Source organism: Microbacterium sp. 5K110 (genome assembly GCF_005774735.1).
Taxonomy (GTDB): domain Bacteria; phylum Actinomycetota; class Actinomycetes; order Actinomycetales; family Microbacteriaceae; genus Microbacterium.
This window is the reverse complement of record NZ_VBUM01000111.1, coordinates 1-9,191: the sequence shown is the minus strand read 5'-3', so window position 1 is coordinate 9,191 and position 9,191 is coordinate 1. Positions and strand designations below refer to the sequence as shown.

Below are 9,191 nucleotides of genomic sequence, written 5' to 3'. Positions count from 1 at the left end.
CCCGCACAACTCCTGCACGAACGCAGCGCCCCGCGCCCCGGCCAGCCCGGCATCCAATTTCGCCGGAGTTGTGCGCGATGCCGGTCGAGCCGCCTCAGGGTCAGCTCGCGGCGATGACCTCGTCGGCGGTGCGACGCGCCCACGCCTCGGCGTCGGCGAGCGACTCGCGGGTGAGGGCGCCGGGGGCCTCGTGGCGGTCCACGACGCGCTCGATCACCTCGAGGATGCCGAGGAAGCTCAGACGCCCCTCGTGGAAGGCATCCACCGCCTGCTCGTTGGCGGCGTTGAACACCGCGGGGTAGGTGCCACCGGCGCGGCCGACGTGCTTGGCCAGCGCCACCGACCCGAAGGCCTCCTCGTCGAGCGGCTCGAACGTCCACTGCGACGCCGTCGTCCAGTCGAGCGGCGCGCCCACTCCCGCCACCCGGTTCGGCCAGTCCAGGCCGAGCGAGATCGGCAGGCGCATGTCCGGCGGAGACGCCTGCGCGATCGTGGATCCGTCGATGAACTCGACCATCGAATGCACGATGGACTGCGGGTGCACGACGACATCGATGCGCTCGTACGGCACGTCGAAGAGCAGGTGCGCCTCGATGACCTCGAGGCCCTTGTTCACCAGGGTCGCGGAGTTGGTCGTGACCACGCGCCCCATGTCCCACGTCGGGTGCGCCAGCGCCTGGGCCGGGGTGACCTCGGCCAGTTCGGCGCGCGAACGTCCTCGGAACGGACCCCCGGATGCCGTGAGCACGAGACGGCGCACCTCGTGCGGCTCGCCGGAGCGCAACGCCTGCGCGATCGCCGAGTGCTCCGAGTCGACCGGGACGATCTGCCCGGGGGCCGCCAGACGGGTGACGAGGTCACCGCCGACGATCAACGACTCCTTGTTGGCGAGCGCCAGCGTGCGCCCTTCTTCCAGAGCCGCCAGCGTCGGGCCCAGCCCGACCGAACCGGTGATGCCGTTGAGCACCACGTCGGCCTCGACATCGCGGACGAGTAGCTCGGCCTCCATCGCACCGAGAGCGAACGCCTCGACGCCGAATTCCGCCGCCTGCGCCTCGACACCCGCGCGGTCGCGGCCGGCGGCGAGTCCCACCACCTCGAACCGCTCGGGGTTGGCCCGGATGACGTCGAGCGCCTGGGTGCCGATCGAACCGGTGGAGCCGAGAATGAGGACGCGACGCATCCGCTCAGCCTACTGAGCGGGCGCCGCCGCGTGCTGGACGCCGAGGATGTCGACGACGAACACCAGCGGGGCGTTGGCCGGGATGTCGCCCTGGCCCGCCTCGCCGTATCCGTCGGATGCCGGCATCACGACGACGACCTGGGAGCCGACGGTCTGGCCCTCCAGCGCCTTGCGGAAGCCCGCAACCACGCCCGTGGTGGCGAACTCGGCGGGGGCGCCGCGCTGCCAGCTCGAGTCGAAGACCGTGCCGCCGTCGTAGAGCGCGCCGGCGTACTGCACGATGACCTGGTCGCCCGGGTTGACGACATCGCCGTCGCCCTGGCGGAGGTTCTCGACCCGCGTCTCGGTGGGCGCCGGGGCGTCGGGCATGGTGATCGTGGGCGCACCGTTGTCGTCGAAGGTGACGGTGGGCATGCCCTCTGCCGGAGCGACCTCGGTGCCGGTGGCACGGGTGGGCAGCTCTTCGATCGCGTCGGCGACGAGCACGAACGCCGGCGATCCCTCACCGAGCGCACCCGCGGGGAACGCCGAGACGGTGCGCGATCCGATCGTCGCGCACTCCAGCGCCGCACCGAAGATCTGCTGCGACGAGATCAGTGTGTCCATCCCGTCGGGCGCCGTGGTCTGGGTCTCGAGCTGCACCTGACCGGAGGCGGCGTCGATGAGGGTGAAGTTGGCACGCAGCACGTCGCCCGCGCGCACCTGGTCACCGGAGCCCTCGACGAGGGTGCTGCGCTCGAGACCGGCCGGGGTGTAGCCGGTCGGGAGGGTGACCTCGACCTTGCCTCGGAAATCACCGGAGACCTGAACGTCGTCGGACACAGCGCCCTGCGACAGCGCGCTCTGGCACTGTCCTGCGTCGGCCGAGCCGCTGGCGTCCGGGGTCGGGGCCTCCTCGGACGAGCCGGTGCAGCCCGCCAGGAGCAGGACCGCGGCAGCGGCGACGGACAGGGAAGCGATCGGGCGGATGCGCACGGCAGACCTCTCGGAGACGACGGGAACCGCCCCATCATCCCCTATCCGGCTTTGGCGCCGCTGGGAGCCCCATGCACGGCGACGCATGCGGCGCGCAGTAGCCTCGTCGAGTGAGTTCCGACGAGACCGAGGGCGTTCCCGCCGTCCCCCCGAAGCAGATGGGCGCCGCCTACGGCCTCGGACGTTTCTTCATCGCGCCGCTCGCACGTGCGGTCTACCGGCCCCGCGTGGAGGGCCGCGACAACGTCCCCCGCACCGGCCCGGTCATCTTCGCCAGCAACCACCTGTCGTTCATCGACTCGATCGCCATCCCCGTCGCATCCCCCCGGCCCGTGCACTTCCTCGCGAAGTCCACGTACTTCGAGAAGTGGGCCTCCCGGCAGTTCTTCACCGCGATCGGCGCGATCCCCGTCGAGCGCGGCGCCGGGCAGGCCGCGCTGGACGCTCTCGACCAGCAGCGCGCCCTGCTCGAGGACGGGCGCGCCGTGGCCCTCTACCCGGAGGGCACGCGATCCCTGGACGGGCGCCTGTACAAGGGGCGCACCGGCGTGGCCTTCCTCGCCCTGCAGACCGGGGCCCCGGTGGTTCCGGTCGGGCTGATCGGCACCGACAAGGTCATGCCCGTCGGCGCGAAGGTGCCCTCGACGAGGGAGCGCATCACGGTGCGCTTCGGCGAGCCCCTCGACCTCTCTCCGCACGGTGCGGCTTCGTCCGGGCGCGCACGGCGCGGGGCGACCGACGAGATCATGGCCGCCATCCACGCCCTCAGCGAGCAGGAGCTCGCCAACGCCTACAACGAGGTCCCTGCGCAGAACCCGCTCGAACGCATCAAGCAGGTGCTCCCGCACGAGCGCATCTGACCGGTCGCCCTTGACGTGGGGGCCCGCGGCGAGCAGGGTCTGAAGGGGCGGGCCCGAACCCGCCGCAGCCACGACGAGGAGGCACCCGTGAAGAAGTTCGTGAACAACCCCGACAACGTGCTGGCGGAGGCTCTGCGCGGCATCCACGCCGCCCACCCCGATCTGCGCATCGACACCGAGAACCGCGTGATCCTGCGCGGCGAGCCCACCCCGGCGGGCAAGGTCGCACTCGTTTCGGGCGGAGGCTCCGGCCACGAGCCGATGCACGGCGGGTTCGTCGGCCGCGGCATGCTCGACGCCGCCGCGGCGGGCGAGGTGTTCACCTCCCCCACCCCCGACCAGGTGCTCGCCGCCACTCAGGCCGTCGACTCCGGCGCCGGCGTCCTCCACATCGTGAAGAACTACACCGGCGACGTCCTCAACTTCGAGATGGCCGCCGAGCTCGCCGCGGCCGAGGGCGTGCGGGTCGAGTCGGTCGTCGTCGCCGACGACGTCGCGGTGACGGACTCCACATGGACCGCCGGTCGCCGGGGCACCGGCACGACCGTCATCCTCGAGAAGATCGTCGGCGCGCTGGCGGAAGAGGGCGCCGACCTCGACGCCGTCGCGGCCCTCGCGCGCCGGGTCTCCGAGGCGGGGCGCTCGATGGGCGTCGCTCTGACCAGCTGCACCGTGCCCGCCGTGGGTCACCCCACGTTCGAGCTCCCCGACGACGAGATGGAGGTCGGGGTCGGCATCCACGGCGAGCCGGGCCGCTCGCGCGTCAAGGTCGCCACCGCGCACGAGATCGCGAAGATGATGGTCGACCCGATCGTCCATGACTTCGGCGACCCGGTCGGCTCGGCGATCGTCCTGCTGTCCGGCCTCGGCGGGACGCCCCTCATCGAGCAGTACCTCCTGTACGGCGAGATCGCCCCGCTCCTGGCCGAAGCCGGGATCGACGTGCAGCGCGTGCTCGTCGGCGACTACATCACGAGCCTCGACATGGCCGGCGCCTCGCTCACGGTCGTGAAAGCAGACGACGAGATGCTGCGCCTGTGGGACGCCCCCGTCGTGACGCCCGGACTGCGGTGGGGCGCATGAGCGACGTGGTCTCCACCGACGACCTCGTCGCCTGGATCCGGGCGTTCCGCGACGCCGTCCAGCAGCATCGTGACGAGCTGACGGCTCTGGATTCTGCGATCGGCGACGCCGATCACGGATCGAACATGGCTCGAGGGCTGGATGCCGTCGTCGCCAAGCTCGAGACGTCCCCGGCGTCGGCGGCCGAGCTGTTCAAGACGGTCGGGATGACGCTGGTCTCCTCGGTCGGCGGAGCCAGCGGGCCGCTCTACGGCACGTTCTTCCTGCGGATGGGTCCGGCTCTCGCCGATACCGACGGCGCGGATGCCGCGGCCCTGGGGGCGGCGCTGCGCGCCGGCGTCGACGGGGTCGTCGCCCGCGGGAAGGCCGAGCCCGGCGACAAGACGATGATCGATGCGCTCGGCCCCGCCGTCGCGGCGTGGGACGACGCGGTCGCCGCGGGCGCTGACGTCGAGGCCGCGTCCGCCGCCGCTGCGGAAGCCGCGGCGAAGGGACGCGACGCCACCGAGCCCCTCGTCGCCCGCAAGGGTCGCGCGAGCTATCTCGGCGAGCGCAGCGCGGGGCACATCGATCCGGGTGCGGCGTCGTCGGCGCTGCTGCTCGAGACCCTCCGCGACAGCCTGGCGGCGCGCGGATGATCGGCATCGTCGCGGTCTCGCACAGCCGCCCCCTCGCCGAGGCGGCGGTCGACCTGGCGTTGCAGATGGGCGGTGACGATCCGCCGACGCTGCGGGTGGCCGCAGGTGGACCGGACGGCGACCTCGGGACGGATGCCGCGGCGATCGCCGAAGCCCTCGATGCGGCCGATTCGGGTGACGGCGTCCTCGTGCTGATGGACCTCGGGTCGGCGCTGCTGAGCGCCGAGATGGCGCTGGAGTTCGCCACCGCACCCGAGCGTGTCGTGCTGAGTCCGGCGCCCTTCGTCGAGGGGCTGGTCAGCGCCGTCGTCACGGCGGCCGGAGGGGCGTCCCTCGCCGACGTCGCCGCGGAGGTCGCCGGCGCCGCCGACGCGAAGCGCGCCCAGCTCGGTTCCGCCGAGCCGGAGACCGCAGCGGAAGCCGCAGCGCCGCCGCCCGCGCCCCCGACCGCCGACGAGCTGTCGTTCGAGACCACCGTGGTCAACCCGTCCGGACTGCACGCTCGGCCCGCGGCGACCTTCGTCAAGGCCGCGTCGCGCTTCGATGCCGACGTGCGCATCGCCGATCTCGACGGCAGTGCCGAGCCGGTCTCGGCGCGAAGCCTGCTGGCGCTCATGGCGCTCGGCATCCGTCAGAATTCCCGCGTGCGGGTGACCGCCTCCGGCCCCCAGGCGCGGGACGCCCTCGCCGAACTCCGCGCGCTGATCGACGACGGCTTCGGCGAGGTCTGACAGGCGGGCTCAGCGCGTGACGCTGAGCAGGCGGCGCGCGAGAGCCTCTTCCACGACCAGCTCGGTGATGAGGTCCGCGGCGAGTGCGCCGCGGAGGGCGTCGAGCTTGGACAGGCTCGAGACGACGCAGAATCGGCGCGGGATGCCACGGACCGTGTCGAGGTCGGGCCCGCTGGAGCGGGCGTTGAGTTCCGGGATGTCGGACGACCCGTCGGTGCGGTAGAACACCGTCGCGCAGTCGCCGACGACGCCTTCCCGCTCGATGATCGCGCGATCACGCTCGTCGAAGTAGTCGCCGCTGTAGACGTGGGAGGGCACATCGGCGTGGGGGGACCCGAGACCGAAGACGAACAAGCCGACACGCTGCTGGATCTCCAGCACCGAGCGCACCGACCGTTCCCGCCACATCGCCTGCTTGGTCCTCGGGTCGTCGAAGAGCGCCGGCACCGGGAATTGGTGCACCGACGACGACCAGGCCGCCCCGAAGCGGGACAGGATCTCCCCCGCGTACGGGATGCCGGAGGTACGGAGGTTGGCCGCCCCGTTCATCTGGACGATGTGGGTGTCGGGCACGTCCTTGGAGGGGACGTGCCGCGCGATCGCCGAGAGCGTGGACCCCCACGCGATACCGACCGTCATCGACGACTCGATGCGCTCCGCGAGGATGCGCGCGGCGGTCAGCGCCGTCCGCTCGAGCCGCTCGGCCTCCGACGTTCGGGACGGCGTCGGCACGACGTGCGCGGTGATCCCGAAGCGGTCGGCGATGCGCTGAGCCATCTGGCCGCGCGCGTCGTCGGGCGGGCTGATCGAGATCGTCACCAGGCCGACATCGCGGGCGTGCTGCAGCAGCCGCGACACGGAGGATCGCGAGACGCGCATCTCGTGCGCGATGGCATCCATCGTCAGGTCCTGCATGTAGTACAGCTGCGCGGCGCGCAGCGCATCGCGCGAGCGCTCCTCGGTCTGCGTCATCGTCCCCCGCCTTTCCGCCTTGCCCATTCTGCACGTTTGTTCAAGGGGCTTGCAACAACGTGCAGCGGCGCGCATCCTGTTTCGCGTACCCACAACGAAAGGTCGCAGTCGACATGTCGTCCCCCTCTTCTTCGATTCGCGCCGATGTCCAGGCGCTCCGCGACGCCGACGACCTCGACGTCCTCATCATCGGAGGGGGCATCAACGGCATCGCCACCCTCCGCGACCTCGCCCTCCAGGGCGTGAAGGTCGCCCTGGTCGAGCGCGGCGACTTCGTCTCGGGCGCCTCCTCGGCCTCGAGCCACATGGTCCACGGCGGTATCCGCTACCTCGAGAACGGCGAGTTCCGTCTCGTGAAGGAAGCCGTCACCGAGCGCAACGACCTGATCAAGACGGCCCCGCACTACGTCAAGCCGCTCGAGACCACGATCCCGATCTACAAGACGTTCTCCGGCATCCTCTCGGCACCCTTCCGCCTGCTCGTGACCCACGGTCGCGGCAAGCCGAACGAGCGCGGCGCGCTGCTGATCAAGGTCGGCCTCATCATGTACGACACCTTCTCGCGCGACGGTGGCACCGTTCCCCGCCACACCTTCCTCGGCAAGAAGAAGTCGCTCGCGGCGCTCCCGCGCCTCAACCCCGACCTGGCCTACACCGCCACGTACTTCGACGCCTCCATGCACGACCCGGAGCGCATCGCTCTCGACGTGCTGCACGACGGCATCGTCGCCGGCGGAGGCCGCACCCAGGCGGTCAACTACGTCTCGGCCGTCGGCGCGGACGAGAACGGCGTGCGTGTGCGCGACGAGCTCTCCGGCGAGGAATTCTCGGTCGCGGCCAAGGTCATCCTGAACACCTCGGGGCCGTGGACCGACCTCACCAACGGCGCGATGGGACTGCCGACGCAGTTCATGGGCGGCACCAAGGGCTCGCACGTCGTGCTCGACAACCCCGAGCTGCTGGCAGCCACCGGCGGTCGCGAGATCTTCTTCGAGCACTCCGACGGTCGCATCGTCCTCATCTACCCGCTCAAGGACCGCGTCCTGGTGGGGACCACCGACATCGACGCCGACCCGTCGCAGCCGGTCGTGTGCACCGACGACGAGATCGAGTACTTCTTCGACCTCATCGGTCACGTCTTCCCCACCGTGCCGGTCGACCGATCGCAGATCGTCTACACCTTCTCCGGCATCCGTCCGCTCCCCCGTCACGACGACACCGCCCCCGGCTTCGTCTCGCGCGACTACCGGATCGTCGAGGACGAGATCGGCGGCACCCCCGCGATGAGCCTCGTCGGGGGTAAGTGGACCACGTTCCGCGCCCTCGCCGAGCACCTCAGCATGAAGACGCTCCAGAAGCTGCGCCGCCCGCACCGCGTGAGCACGCAGGGCCTGCCCATCGGCGGCGGCAAGGGCTTCCCCACCACGCCCGCCGAGCGCCGTCGTTGGGTCGCTGCCCGCACGAATGCTCACTCCGCCGAGCTCGTGGATGCCATGCTCGAGCGCTACGGCACCCGCGCGGACGCGATCCTGGCCGTGCTGCCCGCCGAGCCCACCGCTCTCGAGCACGCCCCCGGTTACTACCGCGAGGAGCTGACGTGGATCGCGGAGAACGAGCAGGTCGTCCACCTCATCGACGTGCTGCTGCGCCGAACGCATCTCGCCTTCGTCGGCGGGATGACCGAGCGCACGCTGCGCGAGGTGGCCGAGGCCGTCGCCGGCCCGCTCGGCTGGGACACCGCCCGCATCGACGAAGAGATCGCGCGGGCCACTGAGAAGCTCCGTTCCGCGCACCGCGTCGACCTCGCCGAGGCCGGAGTCGCGCGAATCTGAGAGAACGTGCGGGCGCGCCGTCTGTTGCGCGCCCGCACGGCGGTCGTAGGTTCGGATCACCGAGCCGCACAGTTGCCCGAGCCGATGGCGTCCGGGCGAAAACAGAAAGGTCGATGACGACATGCAAGAAGTGAACCTGGGGCTGTACTTCCTCTCGGAGGTGGTCGGTACCGCGATGCTGATCCTCCTGGGTTGCGGTGTGGTCGCCAACGTGGCGCTGGCCAAGACCAAGGGCAACGCCGGTGGATTCCTGATGGTCAACTGGGGATGGGGCCTCGCGGTCTTCGCCGGTGTGATCGTCTCGGCGTACTCCGGTGCTCAGCTGAACCCCGCCGTCTCCATCGGTCTGCTCGTCGCGGGCAAGATCGCGTTCGTCCAATTCCTCGTCGCGGTCGCCGCGCAGCTGGTCGGTGCCATCATCGGTGCCGTGCTGGCCTGGGCGTCCTACAAGCAGCACTTCGACGACGAGCCGGACCCCGCCGCCAAGCTGGGCGTCTTCTCCACCGGACCCGCCATCCGCTCGTACGGCTTCAACTTCCTCACCGAGGTCATCGCGACCTTCGTCCTGGTCTTCGTGATCTTCGGATTCGCCGACTACGGCGTCGCCGACATCGGCGTCCCCGGCGGCATCGGCGGCCTCGCGGCCGTGCCCGTGGCCCTGCTCGTGGTCGGTATCGGCGCCTCCCTCGGTGGCCCGACCGGTTACGCGATCAACCCTGCGCGTGACCTCGGTCCGCGTATCGCGCACGCGATCCTCCCCATCAAGGGCAAGGGTTCCAGCGACTGGGGCTACGCCTGGGTGCCGGTCGCCGGTCCCCTCGTCGGCGGTCTGATCGCCGGTCTGGTCGCCCCGGTCCTCCTGGGCCTCGGCAAGTGATCCTCGGCGGGGGCGTCGCGACGGCGCCCCCGCCCCCTCT

At 71.0% G+C, this 9,191-nt stretch carries 9 protein-coding genes; 6 read left to right on the top strand and 3 right to left on the bottom strand.

The window, feature by feature from the left end:
- Positions 1 to 100: 100 nt before the first annotated feature.
- Together dxr and FE256_RS16520 are read right to left on the bottom strand one after the other, a co-directional pair.
- Positions 101 to 1,183: a 1-deoxy-D-xylulose-5-phosphate reductoisomerase gene (gene dxr / locus FE256_RS16525; protein WP_138177850.1), complete on the bottom strand. Its 1,083-nt coding sequence runs from the start codon at positions 1,181 to 1,183 to the stop codon at positions 101 to 103.
- Between the two features lie 9 nt (positions 1,184 to 1,192).
- Positions 1,193 to 2,158, bottom strand: a complete 966-nt coding sequence (locus FE256_RS16520; protein WP_138177848.1) for an FKBP-type peptidyl-prolyl cis-trans isomerase — start codon at positions 2,156 to 2,158, stop codon at positions 1,193 to 1,195.
- Positions 2,159 to 2,316: 158 nt separating this feature from the next.
- Between FE256_RS16520 and FE256_RS16515 the strand changes: the two genes are divergently transcribed.
- The 4 genes from FE256_RS16515 (at position 2,317) to dhaM (ending at position 5,470) form a co-directional block, all read left to right on the top strand.
- Positions 2,317 to 3,018: a lysophospholipid acyltransferase family protein gene (locus FE256_RS16515; protein WP_252371067.1), complete on the top strand. Its 702-nt coding sequence runs from the start codon at positions 2,317 to 2,319 to the stop codon at positions 3,016 to 3,018.
- 87 nt (positions 3,019 to 3,105) lie between these two features.
- Positions 3,106 to 4,101, top strand: a complete 996-nt coding sequence (gene dhaK, locus FE256_RS16510; protein ID WP_138177844.1) for a dihydroxyacetone kinase subunit DhaK — start codon at positions 3,106 to 3,108, stop codon at positions 4,099 to 4,101.
- Entirely contained in the window at positions 4,098 to 4,739 is a 642-nt protein-coding gene (dhaL, locus tag FE256_RS16505; protein WP_138177842.1) for a dihydroxyacetone kinase subunit DhaL, read from the top strand. Before dhaK ends, dhaL begins: the two co-directional genes overlap by 4 nt.
- Entirely contained in the window at positions 4,736 to 5,470 is a 735-nt protein-coding gene (gene dhaM, locus FE256_RS16500) for a dihydroxyacetone kinase phosphoryl donor subunit DhaM (RefSeq protein ID WP_138177840.1), read from the top strand. Before dhaL ends, dhaM begins: the two co-directional genes overlap by 4 nt.
- Positions 5,471 to 5,479: 9 nt before the next feature.
- Here the strand turns inward: dhaM and FE256_RS16495 are convergent, their stop codons facing one another.
- Positions 5,480 to 6,442: a sugar-binding transcriptional regulator gene (locus FE256_RS16495; RefSeq protein ID WP_138177838.1), complete on the bottom strand. Its 963-nt coding sequence runs from the start codon at positions 6,440 to 6,442 to the stop codon at positions 5,480 to 5,482.
- A 113-nt stretch (positions 6,443 to 6,555) separates the two neighbouring features.
- Here FE256_RS16495 and FE256_RS16490 point away from each other — a divergent pair, with 113 nt between their 5' ends.
- Positions 6,556 to 8,274, top strand: coding sequence for a glycerol-3-phosphate dehydrogenase/oxidase (locus tag FE256_RS16490; protein ID WP_138177836.1), 1,719 nt, complete (start codon positions 6,556 to 6,558; stop codon positions 8,272 to 8,274).
- Positions 8,275 to 8,395: 121 nt separating this feature from the next.
- Positions 8,396 to 9,151, top strand: a complete 756-nt coding sequence (locus tag FE256_RS16485; RefSeq protein ID WP_138177834.1) for an MIP/aquaporin family protein — start codon at positions 8,396 to 8,398, stop codon at positions 9,149 to 9,151.
- Positions 9,152 to 9,191 lie beyond the last annotated feature (40 nt).

Bases quoted from the DNA above. Each gene is read 5' to 3' on its own strand.
- FE256_RS16515 (WP_252371067.1), top strand. From the start codon at position 2,317: ATGGGCGCCGCCTACGGCCTCGGACGTTTCTTCATCGCGCCGCTCGCA.
- dhaM (WP_138177840.1), top strand. From the start codon at position 4,736: ATGATCGGCATCGTCGCGGTCTCGCACAGCCGCCCCCTCGCCGAGGCG.
- dxr (WP_138177850.1), bottom strand. From the start codon at position 1,183: ATGCGTCGCGTCCTCATTCTCGGCTCCACCGGTTCGATCGGCACCCAG.
- FE256_RS16495 (WP_138177838.1), bottom strand. From the start codon at position 6,442: ATGACGCAGACCGAGGAGCGCTCGCGCGATGCGCTGCGCGCCGCGCAG.
- dhaL (WP_138177842.1), top strand. From the start codon at position 4,098: ATGAGCGACGTGGTCTCCACCGACGACCTCGTCGCCTGGATCCGGGCG.
- FE256_RS16490 (WP_138177836.1), top strand. From the start codon at position 6,556: ATGTCGTCCCCCTCTTCTTCGATTCGCGCCGATGTCCAGGCGCTCCGC.
- FE256_RS16485 (WP_138177834.1), top strand. From the start codon at position 8,396: ATGCAAGAAGTGAACCTGGGGCTGTACTTCCTCTCGGAGGTGGTCGGT.